We start from the raw sequence: 21,287 nt of genomic DNA on the forward strand, positions 1-21,287 counted from the left end.
GCGGCGGTTTTCCTTGCGCCTTGCAGCTTATGGCTCGGCGCTTACAGCTCGGGATCGGCGGCCGCTTCGGCCTCGAAGGCGGCCTTCTCTTCCGGGGTGATCTCCTTGATGGTGAGCTTCACCCGGTTGCGGTTGTCGATGTCGAGCACCTTGACGATGGGCTCGTCGCCCTCGTTGAGGAAGTCGCGCACGTCGTTGACCCGCTCCGGCACGATCTGGGAGATGTGCACCAGGCCGTCGGTGCCCGGCATGATGTTGACGAAGGCGCCGAAGTCGGCGATGCGCACCACCTTGCCGCGGTAGAGCTTGCCGATCTCGGGCTCGGCGGTGATCGCGAGCACGGTGTCGATGGCCGCCTTGGCCGCCGACTTGTCCTCGGCGTAGATGCGCACGGTGCCGTCGTCGTCCAGGTCGATGGAGGCGCCGGTGTCCTCGCAGATCTTGCGGATGGTGGCGCCGCCCTTGCCGATGACGTCGCGGATCTTCTCCGGGTCGATCTTGAGGGTCGCCATGGAGGGCGCGTTCTCGGAGACCTCGGCGCGGCTCTGGGCGATCACGGTGTTCATCTGCTCGAGGATCTGCTGGCGGGCGTCGTAGGCCTGCTGCAGCGCCTGCTCCATGATCTCCTCGTTGATGCCCTCGATCTTGATGTCCATCTGCAGGGCGGTGACGCCCTCGGCGCTGCCGGCCACCTTGAAGTCCATGTCGCCGAGGTGGTCCTCGTCGCCGAGGATGTCGGTGAGCACGGCGAAGCCGTCGTCATCCTTGACCAGGCCCATGGCGATGCCGGCCACCGGCGCCTTCATCGGCACGCCGGCGTCCATCAGCGCGAGCGACGAGCCGCACACGGAGGCCATGGAGCTGGAGCCGTTGGACTCGGTGATCTCGGAGACCACGCGGATGGTGTAGGGGAAGTCCGCCTCGTCGGGCAGCATCGCCTGCACGCCGCGGCGCGCCAGGCGGCCGTGACCGATCTCGCGGCGCTTGGGCCCGCCCATGAAGCCGGCCTCGCCCACGCTGTACGGAGGGAAGTTGTAGTGCAGCAGGAAGCGATCCTTGCGCTCGCCTTCCAGCGACTCGATCAGCTGGGAGTCGCGCAGGGTGCCCAGCGTCGCCACCACGATGGCCTGGGTCTCGCCGCGGGTGAAGATCGCCGAGCCGTGGGTCTTGGGCAGGCTGCCGACCTCGATGGAGAGCGGACGCACGGTCTTGTGGTCGCGGCCGTCGATGCGCGGCTCGCCCTTGACCACCCGCGAGCGCACCACGCGCTTCTCGAGGCTGGCGAAGGCGCCCTTCACCTCGTCGGCGCCGAACTGGCCCTCGTCCTCGCCGGCGAGCTGCTCGACCGCCTGGTCCTTGAGGGCGGAGAGCGCGTCCTGGCGCGCCATCTTGTCGGTGACGCGGTAGGCCTCGCCGACCTTGGCCTCGAAGGCCTCGGCCATCGCCTGCTTGAGGGCGACGTTCTCGGCGGGCGCCTGCCAGTCCCACTTCGCCTTGCCGGCCTCGGCGGCCAGCTCGTTGATGGCGGTGATGGCGACCTGCATCTCCTGGTGGGCGTAGAGCACGGCGCCCAGCATCTCGTCCTCGAGCAGCTCCTTGGCCTCGGACTCGACCATCAGCACCGCCTTCTCGGTGCCGGCGACGACCATGTTGAGCTCGGAGTCGACCAGCTCCTCGACGGTGGGGTTGAGGAAGTAGCCGTTCTCCTCGGTGAAGCCCACCCGCGCGGCGCCGATCGGGCCGTTGAAGGGCACGCCGGAGATCGCCAGGGCCGCGGAGGTACCGATCATCGCCGCGATGTCCGGGTCGTGGTTGCGGTCGGTGGAGAGCACCGAGCAGACCACCTGCACCTCGTTCATGAAGCCCTTGGGGAAGAGCGGACGGATCGGGCGGTCGATCAGGCGCGAGGTGAGGGTCTCCTTCTCGGTGGGACGCCCCTCGCGCTTGAAGAAGCCACCGGGAATCTTGCCGACGGCGTAGGTCTTCTCCTGGTAGTGGACGGAGAGCGGGAAGAAGGGCTGGGCCGGGTTGGCCTCCTTCTTGGCCACCACGGTGCACAGCACCACGGTGTCGTCCATGGTGACCATCACGGCACCGGTGGCCTGGCGGGCGATGCGCCCGGTTTCCAGGGTGACGGTGCTGCGACCGTACTGAAATGTCTTCTTGACCGGATTCACGGCGACTTCCTTCAACGTTACTTTTCTGTGTTTGGGTCGTTTTGACTCGCCGACCATTTTAGGGCGTGACGCCCGCCGGGACCACCAGGCGGCGACATTTCCGCGCCGGCTTTGGCGGGGCTGACCCAGCGATATCGCCGCCACCAACGCAAAACGGGCAGCCCGAAGGCTGCCCGTTTTGACGTCTGCGTCAGAAAAGGAGGAATTCGCGTCACGAGCGACGGGAGGCTGGTCGCCGCCGGAGCGCAGGAACCGGAATGTAGCCTGCTACATGAGGATTCCGAGCACCGCCGGCGGCCAGGCTATCGAGCGCAGTAGCGAATTACCCTTTTCTTTAGCGACGCAGGCCCAGACGCTGGATAAGCGACTGATAGCGCTCGAAGTCCTTGCGCTTCAGGTAGTCCAGCAGCTTGCGGCGCTGGTTGACCATGCGGATCAGGCCACGACGGGAGTGGTGATCCTGCTTGTTGGTCTTGAAGTGATCCTGCAGGCCATCGATGTTGGCGCTCAGCAGGGCCACCTGCACCTCGGGGGAACCGGTGTCGTTGTCGCCACGACCGTACTCGCTGACGATTGCGGACTTCTGCTCGGCTGTCAGTGCCATCTGTCTCTCCAGTAAGCAATATGCTTGAAGTTGAATGTATGAGACCACGCATATTTGCAGTCTCGGGCGTCTCTTCCTTCACTCGGCTGCGGTGCTCAGCAGCCGCTTCGGCGCCACCTCCTGTGGCCCCGTCACCGTGGCGAGGCCGAGGAAGGCCTCACCGCGATAGAGTCTGGCGGTCTCGCCCTCGGCGAGCCCGCAGGCCTCGACCCGGGCCGACTGGCCGTGGGTCAGGCGTCCCGCCGCCTCGGCGTCGACGTCGAGGCGCGGCAGGTGATCGACCAGCACGTCCACGGGCAGCAGCACCGCCTCGCGCGCGGTCTGGTCGGCCAGGGCCTCGAGCGCGGCGACATCCTGCATGCCGTCGCTCGTGAAGGGCCCGGTCGCCAGCCGCCGTAGCGCGCTGATGTGGGCCCCGCACCCCAGGGCGCGGCCGATGTCCTCGGCCAGCGTGCGGATATAGGTGCCCTTGCTGACGCGGACCTCCAGCTCGAAGGCCTCGGCCTCGCAGGCGAGAAGCCGGGCATCATACACCGTCACGCGGCGGGCTGCACGCTCGATCGTCTTGCCCTCGCGGGCCAGTTCGTAGAGCTTGCGGCCCTGGTGCTTGAGCGCCGAATACATCGGCGGCACCTGCTCGATCTCGCCGCGGAAGCGGTCCAGCACGCCCTCGATATCGGCCTCGGTGAGCCGCGGCACCGCGTGACGCTCGATCACCGCGCCCTCGGCGTCGCCGCTGTCGGTGACCACGCCGAGCTCCACCCGGGTGCGGTAGACCTTGTCAGCCTCGAGCAGGTGGGCGGAGAACTTGGTCGCCTCGCCGAAGCAGACCGGCAGCAGGCCGGTGGCCATGGGATCCAGGGTCCCGGTATGGCCGGCCTTCTGCGCCTGGAACAGGCGCCGCGCCCGCTGCAGGGCGTGGTTGCTGGACGCGCCGGCGGGCTTGTCCAGCAGCAGCACGCCGTTCACCGGCAGTCCGCGACGTCGCCGTGCCATCAGTCCCGCTCGCTCCCGCTCTGCTCGGCGGCGTCTTCGTCCGGCGCCTCGCCGTGCTGGGCCTGGTCGCTGGCCACCGCCTCGTCGATCAGCGACGACAGCCGCTGGCCGCGCACCACGCTCTCATCGTAGTGGAAGCGCAGCTCCGGGACATGGCGCAGCTTGATGCGCCGGGCGATCTGGCTGCGCAGGAAACCGGCGGCGCGCTTGAGCACCGCCAGGTTCTCCTTGATGCGCTCGGGTTCCTGCTCACCCAGCAGGGTCACGTGGACATCGGCATAGCCGAGGTCGCGACTGACCTCGACGCCGCTGACGGTGACCATGCCCAGGCGCGGGTCCTTGACCTCGCGCTGGATGAGCACCGCCAGCTCCTTCTGGAGCTGGTCGGCCACCCGGTCGGTACGCTTGAACTCGCGCATGATCGGCTCCTCGAGCGGTTAGAGCGTCCGCTCGACCTTGACCTGGTCGAAGACCTCGATCTTGTCGCCGACCTGGACGTCGTTGTAGTTCTTCACGCCGATGCCGCACTCCATGCCGTTGCGCACTTCCTGGACGTCGTCCTTGAAGCGGCGCAGGGACTCGAGCTCGCCCTCGTAGATCACCACGTTGTCGCGCAGCACGCGGATCTTCTTGTTGCGATGCACGGTGCCCTCGACGACCATGCAGCCGGCCACGGCGCCGATCTTCGGCGCGCGGAAGACGTCGCGGACCTCGGCCACGCCGACGATCTCTTCCTTCCACTCCGGGGCCAGCATGCCGCTCATGGCCTGCTTGACCTCGTCAATCAGCTGGTAGATCACGCTGTAGTAGCGCAGATCCAGGCCTTCACGCTCGATGATCTCGCGGGCCGCGGCGTCGGCACGCACGTTGAAGCCGACCACGATGGCATCACTGGCCAGCGCCAGGTTGGCGTCGGTACCGGTGATGCCGCCCACGCCGGAGGAGACCACGGCCACCTCGACCTCGTCCGTGGAGAGCTCCTCGAGGGCGCTCTTGATCGCCTCCAGCGAGCCCTGCACGTCGGCCTTGAGCACGATGTTGAGCTTGGCGGCGACGTCCTGGCCCATCTGGCTGAACATGTTCTCCAGCTTGGCCTTCTGCTGACGCGCCAGGCGCACCTCGCGGTACTTGCCCTGACGGAAGTTGGCGACCTCGCGGGCCTTCTTCTCGTCGGCCAGCACCATGAAGTCGTCACCCGCCTCGGGGGTGCCGTCCAGGCCCTGGATCTCCACCGGGGTGGAGGGGCCGGCCTCGTCGACCTGCTTGCCCAGCTCGTTGGTCAGCGCGCGCACGCGGCCGTAGTGCAGGCCGGCGAGCACGATGTCGCCCTTCTTCAGGGTGCCGTTCTGGACCAGCACGGTGGCCACCGGGCCGCGGCCCTTGTCCAGGCGCGACTCGACCACCACGCCCTTGCCGGGCGCCTCGGGGACGGCCTTGAGCTCGAGCACCTCGGAGACCAGCTGGATCGACTCCAGCAGCGCCTCGATGCCTTCACCGGTGTGCGCGGAGACGTGCACGAACTGGGTGTCGCCGCCCCACTCCTCGGAGATGACGCCGTGCTGGGAGAGCTCGTTCTTGACCCGGTCCGGATCGGCGCCCGACTTGTCGATCTTGTTGACCGCGACCACCATCGGGACCTCGGCGGCCTTCGAGTGCTCGATGGCCTCGATGGTCTGGGGCATGACGCCGTCGTCGGCGGCCACCACCAGCACCACCACGTCGGTGGCCTTGGCACCGCGGGCACGCATGGCGGTGAACGCCGCGTGGCCCGGGGTATCCAGGAAGGTCACGCCGCCGTGGTCGTCTTCCACGTGGTAGGCGCCGATGTGCTGGGTGATGCCGCCGGCTTCGCCGGTGGCCACCTTGGCCTTGCGGATGTAGTCGAGCAGCGAGGTCTTGCCGTGGTCGACGTGACCCATGACGGTCACGACCGGCGAACGGGTGATCTCCTCGCCCTCGTAGGAGATGCCCTCGAGGACCTCGGTCTCCAGCGCATCGTCCTTGACCAGCTTGGGCGTGTGGCCCATCTCCTCGACCACGATGGCCGCGGTGTCCTGATCGATGGTCTGGTTGATGGTCACCGCCGCGCCCATGGTGAACATGGCCTTGATGACCTCGTTCGCCTTGATCGACATCTTGTCGGCCAGGTCGGCGACGCTGATCGATTCGGGGATGGAGACCTCGCGGACGATCGGCTGGGTCGGCTTCTGGAAGCCGTGCTTGCCGCCGCCCTGGCTGCCGCCCCCGCGACGACCGCCGCGACGCTCGGCGCGCTTGGCCTTCTTGCCGCCCCGGCGACGCTCCTCGCGATCGCCACGATCGTCGTCGCGATCGTCACGGCCCTTCTTGCCGGCCTTGCCGCTGGCCTTCTTGACCGCGGCGCGACGCGGCTCGCCACGCCCCTCCTTGGGGGGCGCCGGCGGCTCGTCGGTGGACGGCTGGGTCTCGAGCTCCGGCACCGGGATCGCCGGCTCGCTGGCGGCCTTCTCGGCCTCCAGCTTGGCGGCGGCCTCGCGCGCGGACTCCTCGGCGGCACGCGCCTTGGCCTCCTCGGCCTCGCGGGCGTCCTTGGCGGCCTGGGCCTGCTGGGAATCGGCCATGTCGCCGACCAGCTGGCGCGGCCCGGCGTCGACCTCGGGCTGCTCGGCCGGCTTCTCTTCCTCGCGCTTGACGTAGGTGCGCTTCTTGCGCACCTGCACCTCGATGCTCTTGCCGCGCTCGCCGGTCTTGATGCGGCTGCGCGTCTTGCGCGTCAGGGTGATGCGGTTCTTCGCCGCCCCGGCGCCGCTGCCGCCGTGACTCTTGGTGAGATAGTCGAGCAGCTGGCGCTTGTCCTCCTCGGACACGGCGTCGTTCTCGGCCTTCTGGCCAAGCCCTGCTTCCTTCATCTGCTCCAGCAGGCGAGGCACGTCGCGCCCCACCTTCGCTGCAAAATCCTTAACGGTCATTTCTGACATTACGACCCTCCTCAGCCCGTGACCCGTTTACTGTTCGTTCTCGAACCATGGCGCACGGGCAGTCATGATCAGTGCCGCGGCGCGCTCCTCGTCGATCCCCTCGATGTCGGTCAGATCATCGACGGACTGCTCGGCCAGGTCCTCCATGGTGACAATGCCCCGACTGGCCAGAATGAAGGCCAGGTGACGCTCCATGCCGTCCATCTCCAGCAGGTCGTCGGCCGGCTGGGCGCCGTCGAGTTCCTCCTCGGAGGCGATGGCGAGGTTCAACAACTCGTCCTTGGCGCGAGCGCGCAGCTCTTCAATGAGATCCTCGTCGAACTCCTCGATCTCGAGCATCTCCTCGACCGGCACATAGGCGACCTCCTCCAGGGAGGTGAAGCCCTCGTCCACCAGCAGGCGCGCCACGTCCTCGTCGATGTCCAGGTGCTGGATGAAGTGCTCGACGAGGCTATCCACTTCCTGGTCGCGCTTGGCCTCGGCCTCCTCCTCGGTCATGACGTTGAGACGCCAGCCGGTCAGCTCGGAGGCCAGGCGCACGTTCTGGCCGCTGCGGCCGATGGCCTGGGCCAGGTTGTCCTCGGCGACGGCCACGTCCATGGCGTGGGACTCCTCGTCGACGAGGATCGAGGCGACATCGGCCGGTGCCATGGCGTTGATCACCAGCTGGGCGGGATTGTCGTCCCACAGCACGATGTCGACCCGCTCGTTCTGCAGCTCCGAGGAGACCGCCTGCACGCGCGAGCCGCGCATGCCGACGCAGGCGCCGACCGGATCGATGCGGCGGTCGTTGGTCTTGACCGCGATCTTGGCCCGGGAACCCGGGTCGCGTGCCGCGCCCTTGATCTCGATGAGCTGCTCGGCGATCTCCGGCACCTCGATGCTGAACAGTTCGATGATCAGCTCCGGGCAGGTGCGCGAGAGGATCAGCTGGGCGCCGCGGGCCTCGGCATCGACCTTGACCAGCAGCGCGCGGACCCGCTCGTTCATGCGGTAGCGCTCGCCGGGGATCATCTCGCTGCGCGGCAGGAACGCCTCGGCGTTCTCGCCCAGGTCAATGATCAGGCCGTCGCGGGTGGTCTTCTTGACGATGCCGGCGACCAGCTCGCCCTCGCGCTCGGCGTAGAGGCGCACCACCTCGGCACGCTCGGCCTCGCGCACCTTCTGCACGATGACCTGCTTGGCGGTCTGGGCGGCGATGCGACCGAAGGCGGCGTTCTCGATGCGCTCCTCGACCACGTCCCCGAGCCCCAGGGGCGGGTCGCGGCGCTCGGCGTAGGAGAGCTTGATCTGGGCGTCGGGCCCGTCGAAGTCGTCGTCCTCGACCACCTCCCAGCGGCGGAAGGTCTCGTAGTCGCCCGTTTGGCGATCGATGTGCACGCGCACGCTGGCTTCCTCGTCTTCGAAGCGCTTGCGCGATGCACTGGCCAGGGCCGCCTCGACGGCCTCGAAGATCACCTCGCGGGAGACCCCCTTCTCGTTGGAGATCGTGTCGACGACCGCCAGAATTTCTTTACTCATGCCTTAGCCTCGCCAGTGAACCTGTCCTTATACACCGAGCTCGTCACGTGAACTGCGGGACGACCCGCGCCTGATCGATGCCCTCGATGGGAAAGCAATACTCCTCGCCGTCGACCTGCAGCAGCACCTCGTCGTTCTCGATACCCGCCAGCAGCCCCTTGAACTTGCGCCGACCGTCGAAGGGCGCGCGCAGCTTGATGGTGACCACATGGCCGGCATACCGAGCGAACTGCTCGAGGGTGAAGAGCGGTCGATCCATGCCCGGCGAGGAGACTTCCAGTCGATACTCGCCCGGCACCGGGTCCTCGACATCGAACACCGCGCTGATCTGACGACTGACGTCGGCGCAGTCGTCCACGCTTATCCCGTTCTCGTGGTCGATGTAGATCACCAGGCGGGAGTGTTTGCCCTGGGACAGATGGTCGATGCCCCAGAGGTCGAACCCCATGGCCGAGACCACCGGTTCGATCAGCGCATGCAGCGCAGCGTCCTTGATTGCCACGGAAGAAAGCTCCTACAGCCGTTGCATCAGGCACCTGGCCGGGAGTTGAGAGAAGAGTCAGGTGGCTGATTGGCGTTGCCCGAGCAGCGCCACCGGCATCTCCGGTGGGCAAGCTGCTAACAAAAAGCCCCTTCACAGGAAGGGGCTTTTACAAGAAACCTGTATACCACTTCGGCACTATGACACGCCCCTGATGCTGCGCATGCCTGCCAAGAAGATGGTAGCGGGGACCGGATTTGAACCGATGACCTTCGGGTTATGAGCCCGACGAGCTACCAGACTGCTCCACCCCGCATCAATCTAGGTCGGTGATTGTAAGCCCACATGACCTGCTGGTCAAGCGGCAACACCGCATTCTGCCAATCCTGCTTCGAAGGCGCGAAAGGTTCGCTTGCTTCGAGTTGGTGCCGAAGGCGGGACTTGAACCCGCACGACCATAAGGTCACTACCCCCTCAAGATAGCGTGTCTACCAATTCCACCACTTCGGCATCGGGGAGGCTGGATGAGACGACTCAGTCGCCGCTTTCCTCCAGCACTGGCGCAGTATTATCCATACCACTGCTGCCGTCGTCAAGGGTCGGAACGGCATTCTGCTGCTCGATCAGCTCGGCATCGGGAATGCCGGCCTCAGGCGCATCGCCGGCCTGGGACGCGAAGTACGCCAGGGTCAGCGAGGTGGCGAAGAAGGCCGCGGCCAGAACGCCGGTGAACTTCGCCAGGAAATTACCGCTGCCCCGCGAGCCGAACACGGTCTGGGAGGCACCGCCGCCGAAGGCGGCACCGGCTTCGGCGCCCTTGCCCTGCTGCAGCAGGATCAGGACGACCAGGGCGATGGCGATCGCCACGTGGGTCATGAGAATGGCAACTTGCATGGGTTCAACCTGCTGACTGACAAATGGCTAGGAAATCGTCGACCTTGAGGGAGGCTCCCCCCACCAGGCCGCCGTCGATGTCGGGCTGGGCGAGCAGCTCGGCGGCATTATCCGCCTTCATGCTGCCGCCGTACAGCAGACGCATGCCGTCGGCGAGCGTCGCGTCGTAGCGCGCCAGCCGCGCGCGAAGGGCGGCGTGGACCGCCTGCGCCTGCTCGGGAGTCGCGGTGCGGCCGGTGCCGATCGCCCAGACCGGCTCGTAGGCGACGATCAGGCGCGGCCGCTCGTCCGCCGCGAGGGCCTCGACGACCGCCTCGAGCTGGCCCAGCACCACCGCCTCGGTGCGTCCGGCCTCGCGCTCCTCGAGGGTCTCGCCGACGCACAGCACCGGAGTGAGCCCCTCGTGAAGGGCGGCCCTGACCCGTGCCAGCACCGCCGCGTCATCCTCACCGAAGAGGGCGCGGCGCTCGGAGTGGCCGACCAGCACCAGGCGGGCGCCGCACTCGCGCAGCATGGCACCGCTGACTTCGCCGGTGAAGGCGCCGGCGGGGCGATCGCTGAGGGTCTGGGCGCCCACCGTCACGGCGGTCTTGCCCAGCGCCTGGCCCGCGGCCCCCAGATAGGGGAAGGGCACCATCAGGGCCACCTCGACGTTCACGGGCAGGGAGACACCGGCGAAGGCCCGGCCGAACTCCTCGACCAGGGACAGGGAACCGTTCATCTTCCAGTTCCCGGCGATCAGCGGCATGCGCATGGAGCTTCCTCTTTCAAGGTGGTGCGAAATGGTATAGGAGGGGCCCCATCAAGACAACCAGAGCCCCCTCGACCGGCCCGGAGCAGCCAGGCCCCGCGCCCGGCCACTCAGCCGAGCAGCGCCTGGACGTCATCGGCCAGGCGCCGCGCCAGCCCGTCGACGTCCAGGTGCGCCCGGCCCTCGACCATCACGCGGATCAGCGGCTCGGTGCCCGAGGCACGCAGCAGCACGCGGCCCTGGTCGCCGAGCTCCGCCTCCAGGGCACTGACCGCCTGCTTGAGCGACGCCTGCTCCAGCAGCGCCTTGGCGTCGCTGCCCGGCGTCAGGCGCACGTTGACCAGTGCCTGGGGGGCCTTCTCCAGCCCAGCGAGCAGGCGGCCCAGCGACTCGCCCTCGCGCACCATGATCGCCAGCACCTGCAGCGCCGAGACGATGCCGTCGCCGGTGGTCTGCACGTGGCCGCAGACGATGTGACCCGAGGACTCGCCGCCCAGCTGCCAGCCGTTGGCCGCCAGGCGCTCCATGACGTAGCGGTCGCCGACCTTGGCGCGCTCGAAGGGGATCTCGAGGGACTCCATGGCGGTGGCGAGGCCGAAGTTGGACATCAGGGTGCCCACCACGCCGCCGTTCAGGTCGCCCCGGGCCTGGCGGTCGCGGGCGATCAGGTAGAGGATGTCGTCGCCGTCGATCTCGCGGCCATCGGCATCCACCAGCAGCACCCGGTCGCCGTCGCCGTCGAAGGCCACGCCGAGGTCGGCGCCCTGCTCGACGACCGCCTGGCTCAGGGCCTGGGGATGGGTTGAGCCCACCGCCTGGTTGATGTTGAGGCCGTCGGGCGCGGCGCCGATCAGGCTGACCTCGGCGCCCATCTCGCGAAACACGCTGGGGGCGATGTGGTAGGTGGCCCCGTGGGCGCAGTCGATCACCATCTTCAGCCCGTGCAGGCTGACCCGGTCGGGGATGGTCGACTTGCAGAACTCGATGTAGCGGCCCGGGGCGTCGTCGACCCGCATCGCCTTGCCCAGCCGGGATGGCCCCACGGTGGTCAGCGGCTCCTCGAGCATCGCCTCGATCTCGGCCTCGACCTCGTCGCCCAGCTTGGTACCGGCGGCGGAGAAGAACTTGATGCCGTTGTCCTGGAAGGGGTTGTGCGAGGCCGAGATGACGATGCCGGCGTCGGCGCGGAAGGTGCGGGTCAGGTAGGCGATGGCCGGCGTCGGCATCGGCCCCAGCAGCATCACGTCGACGCCGGCGGCGGAAAGCCCGGACTCCAGGGCCGACTCGAACATGTAGCCGGAGATCCGCGTGTCCTTGCCGATCATCACCCGCGCCCGCCCGGTCTCGCGGGTTAGCACGCGGCCGGTGGCCCAGCCCAGCTTGAGCATGAAGTCGGCGGTGATGGGGGGCTCCCCCACGGTCCCGCGGATGCCGTCGGTGCCAAAGTAGCGTCTAGTCATGCGAAGCGCCTTCCTCGAGTACGGCCCAGGTCATGTTCACCGCGTCCACGTGGGGCCCCACGTCGTGAACGCGCAGGATACGCGCGCCGCGCTCCACCGCCATGGCGGAGAGCGCCAGGCCGCCGGCGAGACGCTCCTCCACCGGTCGGCCCAGCACCTTGCCGATCATGCTCTTGCGCGACATGCCGACGAGCAGCGGCAGGCCGAACTCGCCCAGGCGATCCATCTGCTTGAGCAGGCGCAGGTTGTGCTCCACCGTCTTGGCGAAGCCGAAGCCGGGATCGAGCAGCAGGCGCTCGCGGCGCAGCCCGGCGGCCTCGCAGGCCGCCACCCGCTCGGCCAGGAAGTCGGCCACGGCCTCCTCGACCGGCGCGTCATAGTGCGGGTCCTGCTGCATGTCGCCGGGCTCGCCCAGCATGTGCATCAGGCACACCGGCAGGCCGCTGGCGATCGCCGCCGACATCGCCCCCTCGCGGCGCAGGTTGCGCACATCATTGATCATGCCGGCCCCGGCCTGGGCCGACGCGCTCATCACCTCGGGCGTGCTGGTGTCCACCGAGACCAGGGCGTCGAACTCGCGCACCAGCGCCTCGACCACCGGCACCACCCGATCCAGCTCCTGCTGGGGCGGCACCGGCTCGGCGCCCGGGCGCGTGGACTCGCCGCCCACGTCGATGATCGCGGCCCCCTCGGCGAGCATCCGCTCGGCATGGCGCAGGGCATCGTCCGGCACCGCGTGGCGGCCGCCGTCGGAGAAGGAGTCGGGCGTGACGTTGAGGATCCCCATGACGCGGGGAAAGGCGAGGTCGAGGCGGTGCCGGCCGCACTGCAGGTAGGTCGCTGTGCTGGTATCCATCGTCTTCCTGTTGATCGAACGGCAAAGGCGCCCCGCAGGGCGCCTGAGAGTACTGCCGGGGCGGCTCAGCTGCCGGCCGGGCCGCCCAGCGGGTCGGAGGGGCGACGCGAGGGGGTATCGTCATCCTCGGCATCGTCGCTCGCCGCCGGACCGGCCTCGGCCCGGGGCTCGCCGCCGGTGGGCGCGCCGCCGCTCGGGTCGTCCCAGCCCTCGGGGGGACGCGGATCGCGGCCTTCCATGATGTCCTTGAGCTGATTGGAGTCGATGGTCTCGTACTTCATCAGCGCGTCGGCCATGGCGTCCAGCTTGTCGCGGTTCTCCTCGAGGATCCGCTGGGCCTGCTCGTAGCAGCCGTCGATGATCTTGCGCACCTCCTTGTCGAGCTTGGAGGTGGTCTCGCCGGACTTGAGCTTGCCGCCCTGGCCGGGGCCGCCGAGGAACTGGTGGGACTCGTCCTCGTCGTACATGATCGGCCCCATCTCCTCGGAGAGGCCCCACTTGGCCACCATGTTGTGGGCAAGCTCGGTGGCGCGCTTGATGTCGTTGGAGGCCCCGGTGGTGACGCCGTTCGGCCCCAGGGTCATCTCCTCGGCGATGCGGCCGCCGAACAGCGAGCAGATCTGGCTGATGATCTGCTGGCGCGACAGGCTGTAGCGATCCTCCTCGGGGAGGAACATGGTCACGCCCAGCGCTCGGCCGCGGGGGATGATGGTCACCTTGTAGACCGGGTCGTGCTCCGGCATCACCAGGCCGATGATGGCGTGACCGGACTCGTGATAGGCGGTGTTGAGCTTCTCCTTGTCGGTCATGACCATGGACTTGCGCTCGGCGCCCATCATGATCTTGTCCTTGGCGAGCTCGAGCTCCTCCATGCCCACCAGGCGCTTGTTGCGGCGCGCGGCGAACAGGGCGGCCTCGTTGACCAGGTTGGCCAGGTCGGCGCCGGAGAAGCCGGGCGTGCCCCGGGCGATCAGCGACGGCTTGACGTCGTCGGCCAGCGGCACCTTGCGCAGGTGCACGTTGAGGATGTGCTCGCGGCCGCGGATGTCGGGCAGCCCCACCACCACCTGGCGGTCGAAGCGGCCCGGGCGCAGCAGCGCCGGGTCGAGCACGTCGGGCCGGTTGGTGGCGGCGATGACGATGATGCCCTCGTTGGCCTCGAAGCCGTCCATCTCGACCAGCAGCTGGTTCAGGGTCTGCTCGCGCTCGTCGTTGCCGCCGCCCATGCCGGCGCCCCGCGAACGGCCCACGGCGTCGATCTCGTCGATGAAGATGATGCAGGGCGACTGCTTCTTGGCCTGCTCGAACATGTCACGCACGCGGGAGGCACCCACGCCGACGAACATCTCGACGAAGTCGGAGCCGGAGATCGAGAAGAAGGGCACCTTGGCCTCGCCGGCGATCGACTTGGCGAGCAGCGTCTTGCCGGTGCCGGGCGGGCCGACCATCAGCACGCCGCGCGGGATGGTGCCGCCCAGGCGCTGGAACTTGGTCGGGTCGCGCAGGAAGTCGACCAGCTCCTCGACCTCCTCCTTGGCCTCGTCGCAGCCGGCGACGTCGGCGAAGGTGGTCTTGATCTGGTCCTGGGAGAGCAGCTTGGCCTTGGACTTGCCGAAGCTCATGGGCCCGCCCTTGCCGGCCCCGCCGCCCTGCATCTGGCGCATGAAGAACATGAAGATGGCCAGGATCAGCAGGATCGGGAAGCTCGCGATCAGCAGGCGCATCCACAGGCTCTGCTGCTCGGGCTCCTTGCCCACCACGGTGACGTCGTTGGCCAGCAGGTCATCCATCAGCTTGGGATCCTCCGCCGCCGGGCGGATGGTCCGGAACTGGGAACCGTCGCTGCGCTCACCACTGATGGTATAGCCATCGATGGTGACGCTCTTGACCTGCTGGTTCTGCACCTGCTGGACGAACTGGGAATAGTTCATCGCCTGGGGGGAACTGTCGACGCTGAAGTTGTTGAACACCGTCAGCAGCACCGCCGCGATGACCAACCACAGAATCAGGTTCTTCGCCATGTCGTTCAAGGGACTACCCTCATTGCAAGAATCTGTCGGCCGAAAATGCCTGGTCCTTCGACACTACATGAGCGGCACATGTTCAGCCAGCCTGGGGCCGGAGCGGGAATGCCGTCACTGTGACACAGTCGCGGCGTCCTGTCCGGCCATCGGCCCATTAGGCGCCGCCTATCGTGGCGGCGCCCCGTATTGCCGCCGAGGCCGAGCCTCAGCCGCGAAATCCTTCCGCCAGCAGGTAGACCTCCCGCGAGCGGGCCCGGGAGGCCTCCGGCTTGCGCGTCACTACCCGCGTGAAGCTGCCGCGCAGCTCCTTCAGGAACTCGTCGAACCCTTCGCCCTGGAAGACCTTGGCCAGGAAGGTACCGCCGGGGGAGAGCGTCTGGCGCGCCAGGTCCAGCGCCAGCTCCACCAGGTACATCGCCTGGGGCTGGTCGATGGCGGCCATCCCACTCATATTGGGGGCCATGTCCGACATCACAAGGTCGACCGGGCGATCGCCGAGGGTCGCGAGGATCGCCTCGAGCACGTGCTCCTCGGTGAAGTCGCCCTGGATGAAGTCGACGTCGGCCAGGGCATCCATCTCGAGGATGTCCGAGGCGATCACCACGCCGTTCGAGCCGACCTTCTCGGCGGCCACCTGGCTCCAGCCGCCCGGGGCGGCGCCCAGGTCGATCACGGTCATGCCGGACCGCAGCAGGCGGTCCTTTTCGTCCAGCGCCAGCAGCTTGTAGCTGGCGCGGCTGCGATAGCCGTCCTGCCAGCTCTGCTGCACGAAGCGATCATCGAAGTGCTCCTTCATCCAGCCCTTGCTGGTCTTGCTGGTGGAGGCCTTGCTGGCCGGCTTCTTGCCGGCAGCGCCCTTGGCGCGGGAAGCATGGGGACGTGCCACGGCATCACCTGTGAATGGCCATGAATGACAGGCAGTCGAGCGAAATCCGGGAAGACCCGAGGGAGGTGCGACGGGGTGCTGACCTGCGGACCCGGCCGGTGGAGAAGCAGGCGTGTCGGCTATGCGCTTTCGCCGCGGGGCGATTCGCCGTACCATGTGCGCTGCGCGCCAACCGGGAAGAAGCAAGATACCATGAGCTTGTCACAGGCACAAAAGAAAGCATTTCGCAGCATCGGCCACCATCTCGACCCCGTGGTCACCGTCGCCGAGAACGGTGCCTCCGAGGGGGTGATCGCCGAACTCGATCGAGCCCTGCGCGACCACGAGCTGGTCAAGGTCAAGCTCGCCCTGCCCGACCGCGACGACCGCGCGGCCATGCTCGAGGCGCTGGTCGAGTCGAGCGGCGCCGAGCTGGTGCAGAAGATCGGCAAGATGGCCCTGCTCTATCGCCACAACCCCAGGGTCAACCCGAAGCTCTCCAACATCACCCGCTTCGAGGAGCACCACGGGCGGCGCTGACGCGCGTCGCGCGTGCTGGAAGCGCTAAGCCGTAAGCTGCAAGTCAAACCGAAACACCCCCGAGGTTCTGCCTCGGGGGTGTTTACTTGCAGCTTAAAGCTTTTGGCTCACAGCCGACCGAAGGTCACAGGTGCTCGACGCTGGCGATCTCGTACTCGACCTCGCCGCCGGGCGTCTTGACCACCACCACTTCGCCCTCCTCCTTGCCGATCAGGGCGCGGGCGATGGGCGAGGTGACCGAGATGCGACGCTCCTTGATGTCGGCCTCGTCCTCGCCGACGATCCGGTAGGTGACCTCCTCGTCGTTGTCGAGGTTGATCAGCCCCACGGTGACGCCGAAGATCACCTTGCCGGTCTGGGGCAGCTTGGTGACGTCGATCACCTGGGCGTTGGAGAGCTTGCCCTCGATCTCCTGGATGCGCCCCTCGATGAAGCCCTGCTGCTCACGAGCCGCATGGTACTCGGCGTTCTCCTTCAGGTCGCCGTGCTCGCGGGCCTCGGCGATGGCGGCGATCACCCGGGGGCGCGCCTCGCCCTTCAGCTCCTCGAGCTCCTTGCGAAGCCGTTGCTCACCGGCGACGGTCATCGGGACCTTGTTCATTGCGTAGCTCCTGCATGCAGTTCCTGTAGCCGCCGCACGGTGATGGCGTTGCCGTACTCGAGCGCCATGCACACCGCCTGGGCTCCTGCCAGGGTGGTGGCGTAGGGAACCTTGCGGGCGAGTGCGGTGCGGCGGATCACCGAGGAGTCGTTGATGGCCTGGCGGCCCTCGGTGGTGTTGACGATATAGGCGACCTCGTCGTTCTTGAGCAGATCGACGATATGGGGACGGCCCTCATAGACCTTGTTGACGATCTCCACCGGCAGCTCGGTGCCCTCGAGGGCCTTCGCGGTGCCGCGGGTCGCGCAGAGTGTGAAGCCCAAGGTTACCAGAGAACGGGCCACCTCGATAACACCCGCCTTGTCCGGATCGCGCACCGAGAGGAACGCCTTGCGCTCGCCCTCGAGCCGCGGGATCGCCTCGCCGGCGCCCAGCTGCGCCTTGTAGAAGGCCTCGGCGAAGGTATCGCCCGACCCCATCACCTCGCCGGTGGACTTCATCTCCGGCGACAGGATCGGATCGACCCCCGGGAACTTGTTGAACGGGAAGACCGCCTCCTTGACGCTGTAGAAGGGCGGCACGATCTCGGTCTCGAAGCCCTGCTCGGCCAGGGTCTGGCCGGCCATGCAGCGCGCGGCGATCTGGGCCAGGGAGGTGCCGATGCACTTGGAGACGAAGGGCACGGTGCGCGAGGCGCGCGGGTTGACCTCGATGACGTAGATCTCGCCATCCTGCCAGGCCAGCTGGACGTTCATCAGGCCCTTGACGCCGAGCTCCACGGCCATCTGCTTGACCTGCTCGCGCATCGCGTCCTGCACCTCGGCGGGCAGCGAGTAGGGCGGCAGCGCACAGGCCGAGTCACCGGAGTGCACGCCGGCCTGCTCGATGTGCTGCATGATGCCGCCGATCACCACCTGCTGGCCGTCGCTCACCGCGTCGATGTCGATCTCGATGGCGGCATTGAGGAAGTGGTCGAGCAGCACCGGCGAGTCGTTGGAGACCTTCACCGCGTGGGTCATGTAGTTCTCGAGCTCGGAGGCGTCGTAGACGATCTCCATGGCGCGGCCGCCGAGCACGTAGCTCGGGCGCACCACCAGCGGGTAGCCGATCGCCTCGGCCTTGGCGAAGGCCTCGTCGAAGCTGCGCGCGGTGGCGTTGGGCGGCTGCTTGAGGCCCAGCTTGTCGATCATCTGCTGGAAGCGCTCGCGATCCTCGGCGCGGTCGATGGCGTCCGGGGTGGTGCCGATGATCGGTACGCCGGCGGCCTCGAGCTCGCGCGCGAGCTTCAGCGGGGTCTGGCCACCGAACTGCACGATCACCCCGACCGGCTGCTCCTTGTCGGCGATCTCCAGCACGTCCTCCAGGGTCACCGGCTCGAAGTAGAGGCGGTCCGAGGTGTCGTAGTCGGTGGAGACGGTCTCCGGGTTGCAGTTGACCATGATGGTCTCGTAGCCGTCGTCGCGCATGGCCAGCGCGGCGTGGACGCAGCAGTAGTCGAACTCGATGCCCTGGCCGATGCGGTTGGGCCCGCCGCCCAGCACCATGATCTTCTTCTTGTCGCTGACCTCGGCCTCGCACTCCTCCTCGTAGGTGGAGTACATGTAGGCGGTGTCGGAGGCGAACTCCGCGGCGCAGGTGTCGACGCGCTTATAGACCGGGCGGATGCCGGCGGCCTGGCGGGTGCGCCGGAACTCCTTCTCGGCCACGCCCAGCAGGCGCGCCAGGCGGGCATCGCTGAAGCCCTTGCGCTTGAGCATGAAGAGCTCGCGCGGGGTGAACTCGGAGAGCGAGCGGCTGGCCACCTCTCCCTCGAGGCGGATCAGCTCCTCGATCTGCACCAGGAACCAGCGGTCGATGTTGGTCAGCGCGAAGACCTCCTCGACGCTCATCCCGGCGCGCATGGCGTCGGCGACGAAGAAGATGCGCTCGGCACCGGCGGCCTGCAGCTCGCCCTTGATGTGCGCCATCGCCTCGTCGGTGAAGCGGGTGACCTTGGGGTCGAGGCCGTCGTTGCCGGTCTCCATGCCGCGCAGCGCCTTCTGCAGCGACTCCTGGAAGGTCCGGCCGATGGCCATCACCTCGCCCACCGACTTCATCTGGGTGGTCAGGCGATCGTTGGCCTGGGGGAACTTCTCGAAGGTGAAGCGCGGGATCTTGGTGACCACGTAGTCGATGGACGGCTCGAAGGAGGCCGGAGTGCGCCCGCCGGTGATGTCGTTCGAGAGCTCGTCCAGGGTGTAGCCCACCGCCAGCTTGGCGGCGATCTTGGCGATCGGGAAGCCGGTGGCCTTGGAGGCCAGCGCCGAGGAGCGCGAGACCCGCGGGTTCATCTCGATCACCACCATGCGCCCGGTCGTCGGATCCATGCCGAACTGGACGTTGGAGCCGCCGGTCTCGACGCCGATCTCGCGCAGCACCGCCAGGGAGGCGTCGCGCATGATCTGGTATTCCTTGTCGGTCAGCGTCTGGGCCGGGGCGACGGTGATGGAGTCGCCGGTGTGCACGCCCATCGGGTCGAAGTTCTCGATGGCGCAGACGATGATGCAGTTGTCGTGCTTGTCGCGCACGACCTCCATCTCGTACTCCTTCCAGCCGAGCAGCGACTCGTCGATCAAGAGCTCATGGTTGTTGGAGAGCTCGAAGCCGCGCTGGCAGATCTCGTCGAACTCCTCCTTGTTGTAGGCCACGCCGCCGCCGGAGCCGCCCATGGTGTAGGAGGGGCGGATGATGGTCGGGAAGCCCAGCTCGGCCTGGATCTCCCAGGCCTCTTCCATGGTGTGGGCGACCTTGGCCTTGGGGCACTCCAGGCCGATGTTCTTCATCGCCTTGTCGAAGAGGTCGCGGTCCTCGGCCTTGTTGATGGCGTCGGCGTTGGCGCCGATCATCTCCACGCCGTGCTTCTCGAGCACGCCGTGCTTGTCGAGGTCCAGGGCGCAGTTGAGCGCGGTCTGGCCGCCCATGGTGGGCAGCACGGCATCGGGCTTCTCGGCCTCGATGATCTTCTCCACCGCCTGCCAGGTGATCGGCTCGATGTAGGTGGCGTCGGCCATCACCGGGTCGGTCATGATGGTCGCGGGGTTGGAGTTGACCAGGATGACCCGGTAGCCCTCCTCGCGCAGCGCCTTGCAGGCCTGGGCGCCGGAATAGTCGAATTCGCAGGCCTGGCCGATGACGATGGGGCCAGCACCAATGATCAGGATGCTCTTGATGTCGGTACGCTTGGGCATGACGGTTTCCGCGGCTAATCGATGAATGACGGTCTGATGTAGGGCGATTCGCGCCTAGCGGCGTTCCTTCATCATGGAGACGAAACGGTCGAACAGCGGCGACACGTCACGCGGCCCCGGGCTCGCCTCGGGGTGGCCCTGGAAGCTGAAGGCCGGGCGGTCGGTGCGCTCGATGCCCTGCAGGGTGCCGTCGAACAGCGAACGGTGGGTCGCGCGCAGGGTAGCCGGCAGGCTCGCCTCGTCGGCGGCGAAGCCGTGGTTCTGGCTGGTGATCATCACCTTGCCGGACTCGAGGTCCTGCACCGGGTGGTTGGCGCCGTGGTGGCCATGCCCCATCTTCACGGTCTTGGCCCCGCTGGCCAGCGCCAGCAGCTGGTGGCCCAGGCAGATGCCGAAGATCGGGATCTCGGTCTCGAGGAAGGTCTCGATGGCGGCGATCGCGTAGTCGCAGGGCTCGGGGTCGCCGGGGCCGTTGGAGAGGAAGATGCCGTCCGGGGCCATGGCCAGCACCTCGTCGGCCGGGGTCTGGGCCGGCACCACGGTCAGCCGGCAGCCGCGGGAGGCGAGCATGCGCAGGATGTTGCGCTTGGCGCCGAAGTCGTAGGCGACCACGTGGTAGGGGCGCTCCGCGGCCGTCGCATCGGCGTAGCCCTGGCCCAGGGCCCACTCGCCCTCGTTCCAGTCGTGGGCGGTCTGACAGGAGACCACCTTGGCGAGATCCATGCCCTTGAGGCCGGGGAAGGCCCGGGCCGCCGCGAGCGCTCGCTCGACGGCGTCGTCGCCCTCGGCCTCGGAGCCCGCCAGGATGGCGCCGTTCTGGGCGCCCTTGTCGCGCAGGATGCGGGTCAGGCGGCGGGTATCGATGTCGGCGATGCCGAGCACGTTCTCGCCCTTGAGGTAGTCGGAGAGCGACTGCTCGGAGCGGAAGCTGCTGGCCAGCAGCGGCAGGTCGCGGATCACCAGGCCCGCCGCGGCGATGCTGCCGGACTCGACGTCCTCGGCGTTGACGCCGGTGTTGCCGATATGGGGGTAGGTGAGGGTGACGATCTGTCGGGAATAGGAGGGGTCGGTCAGGATTTCCTGGTAGCCGGTCATGGCCGTATTGAACACCACCTCACCGCTGGTTTGTCCATCGGCACCGATGGCCGTGCCGTGGAACACACTGCCGTCTTCCAGGGCCAGTATCGCGGGTCTGTTCAATGTAAGGTCCTCCCAAGTGTTAACCGCTCGTCAAGGAATGCCGTTCGCCGGGCCGCAAAAAAGCGGGACGAACCCGATGGCTAGACCGGTTTCATCCCGCTTGTTGTCATTCGCTCGGAATGCCTGGGCCGAA

17 protein-coding genes and 2 tRNA genes are annotated in these 21,287 nt (G+C 67.6%); 1 reads left to right on the top strand and 18 read right to left on the bottom strand.

The window, feature by feature from the left end:
- Positions 1-41: 41 nt before the first annotated feature.
- The 15 genes from pnp to rlmE form a co-directional block, all read right to left on the bottom strand.
- Positions 42-2,177 (bottom strand): polyribonucleotide nucleotidyltransferase, encoded by a 2,136-nt coding sequence (gene pnp / locus FIU83_RS16590; RefSeq protein ID WP_172976108.1) that lies wholly within the window; start codon positions 2,175-2,177, stop codon positions 42-44.
- Positions 2,178-2,511: 334 nt separating this feature from the next.
- Positions 2,512-2,781, bottom strand: coding sequence for a 30S ribosomal protein S15 (gene rpsO, locus FIU83_RS16595; RefSeq protein WP_108446032.1), 270 nt, complete (start codon positions 2,779-2,781; stop codon positions 2,512-2,514).
- 78 nt (positions 2,782-2,859) lie between these two features.
- Positions 2,860-3,777, bottom strand: coding sequence for a tRNA pseudouridine(55) synthase TruB (truB, locus tag FIU83_RS16600; RefSeq protein ID WP_152485043.1), 918 nt, complete (start codon positions 3,775-3,777; stop codon positions 2,860-2,862).
- Positions 3,777-4,196, bottom strand: a complete 420-nt coding sequence (gene rbfA / locus FIU83_RS16605) for a 30S ribosome-binding factor RbfA (RefSeq protein WP_152485044.1) — start codon at positions 4,194-4,196, stop codon at positions 3,777-3,779. Before rbfA ends, truB begins: the two co-directional genes overlap by 1 nt.
- Before the next feature lie 18 nt (positions 4,197-4,214).
- Positions 4,215-6,734 carry a translation initiation factor IF-2 gene (gene infB, locus FIU83_RS16610; protein WP_152485045.1) on the bottom strand — a complete coding sequence of 840 codons (2,520 nt, stop codon included), beginning with the start codon at positions 6,732-6,734 and terminating at the stop codon, positions 4,215-4,217.
- A gap of 27 nt (positions 6,735-6,761) precedes the next feature.
- Positions 6,762-8,255, bottom strand: coding sequence for a transcription termination factor NusA (gene nusA / locus FIU83_RS16615; protein WP_152485046.1), 1,494 nt, complete (start codon positions 8,253-8,255; stop codon positions 6,762-6,764).
- A gap of 43 nt (positions 8,256-8,298) precedes the next feature.
- Positions 8,299-8,757 carry a ribosome maturation factor RimP gene (gene rimP, locus FIU83_RS16620; RefSeq protein WP_152485047.1) on the bottom strand — a complete coding sequence of 153 codons (459 nt, stop codon included), beginning with the start codon at positions 8,755-8,757 and terminating at the stop codon, positions 8,299-8,301.
- A gap of 218 nt (positions 8,758-8,975) precedes the next feature.
- A tRNA-Met gene (locus tag FIU83_RS16625) sits at positions 8,976-9,052 on the bottom strand.
- Positions 9,053-9,159: 107 nt separating this feature from the next.
- Positions 9,160-9,246, bottom strand: a tRNA-Leu gene (locus FIU83_RS16630).
- Between the two features lie 24 nt (positions 9,247-9,270).
- A complete protein-coding gene (gene secG / locus FIU83_RS16635; RefSeq protein WP_152485048.1) occupies positions 9,271-9,630 on the bottom strand; it encodes a preprotein translocase subunit SecG in 360 nt (119 codons plus the stop codon).
- A 4-nt stretch (positions 9,631-9,634) separates the two neighbouring features.
- The gene (tpiA, locus tag FIU83_RS16640; protein ID WP_152485049.1) at positions 9,635-10,384 is read right to left on the bottom strand and encodes a triose-phosphate isomerase; all 750 of its coding nucleotides are present in this window, start codon (positions 10,382-10,384) and stop codon (positions 9,635-9,637) included.
- A 107-nt stretch (positions 10,385-10,491) separates the two neighbouring features.
- Positions 10,492-11,841 carry a phosphoglucosamine mutase gene (gene glmM / locus FIU83_RS16645; protein ID WP_152485050.1) on the bottom strand — a complete coding sequence of 450 codons (1,350 nt, stop codon included), beginning with the start codon at positions 11,839-11,841 and terminating at the stop codon, positions 10,492-10,494.
- Positions 11,834-12,697, bottom strand: coding sequence for a dihydropteroate synthase (gene folP / locus FIU83_RS16650; protein ID WP_152485051.1), 864 nt, complete (start codon positions 12,695-12,697; stop codon positions 11,834-11,836). The genes glmM and folP overlap by 8 nt, the downstream gene beginning before the upstream one ends.
- A 65-nt stretch (positions 12,698-12,762) precedes the next feature.
- Positions 12,763-14,727: an ATP-dependent zinc metalloprotease FtsH gene (gene ftsH / locus FIU83_RS16655; RefSeq protein WP_152485052.1), complete on the bottom strand. Its 1,965-nt coding sequence runs from the start codon at positions 14,725-14,727 to the stop codon at positions 12,763-12,765.
- A gap of 199 nt (positions 14,728-14,926) precedes the next feature.
- A complete protein-coding gene (gene rlmE, locus FIU83_RS16660; protein ID WP_152485053.1) occupies positions 14,927-15,607 on the bottom strand; it encodes a 23S rRNA (uridine(2552)-2'-O)-methyltransferase RlmE in 681 nt (226 codons plus the stop codon).
- Positions 15,608-15,799: 192 nt separating this feature from the next.
- Here rlmE and yhbY point away from each other — a divergent pair, with 192 nt between their 5' ends.
- Positions 15,800-16,126: a ribosome assembly RNA-binding protein YhbY gene (yhbY, locus tag FIU83_RS16665; protein WP_152485054.1), complete on the top strand. Its 327-nt coding sequence runs from the start codon at positions 15,800-15,802 to the stop codon at positions 16,124-16,126.
- A gap of 124 nt (positions 16,127-16,250) precedes the next feature.
- On the opposite strand, the gene greA is transcribed toward yhbY, so the two are convergent.
- From greA to carA, 3 genes are read right to left on the bottom strand one after another with little or no spacing between them, the layout of a single operon-like run.
- Positions 16,251-16,727, bottom strand: coding sequence for a transcription elongation factor GreA (gene greA, locus FIU83_RS16670; RefSeq protein ID WP_152485055.1), 477 nt, complete (start codon positions 16,725-16,727; stop codon positions 16,251-16,253).
- On the bottom strand, positions 16,724-19,954 hold the full coding sequence (carB, locus tag FIU83_RS16675; protein WP_152485056.1) for a carbamoyl-phosphate synthase large subunit: 3,231 nt from the start codon (positions 19,952-19,954) through the stop codon (positions 16,724-16,726). The genes greA and carB overlap by 4 nt, the downstream gene beginning before the upstream one ends.
- Before the next feature lie 54 nt (positions 19,955-20,008).
- Entirely contained in the window at positions 20,009-21,154 is a 1,146-nt protein-coding gene (carA, locus tag FIU83_RS16680) for a glutamine-hydrolyzing carbamoyl-phosphate synthase small subunit (RefSeq protein WP_152485057.1), read from the bottom strand.
- Positions 21,155-21,287: the final 133 nt, after the last annotated feature.

Origin of the sequence: Halomonas sp. THAF5a (assembly GCF_009363755.1) — a bacterium.
Lineage (GTDB): Bacteria > Pseudomonadota > Gammaproteobacteria > Pseudomonadales > Halomonadaceae > Halomonas.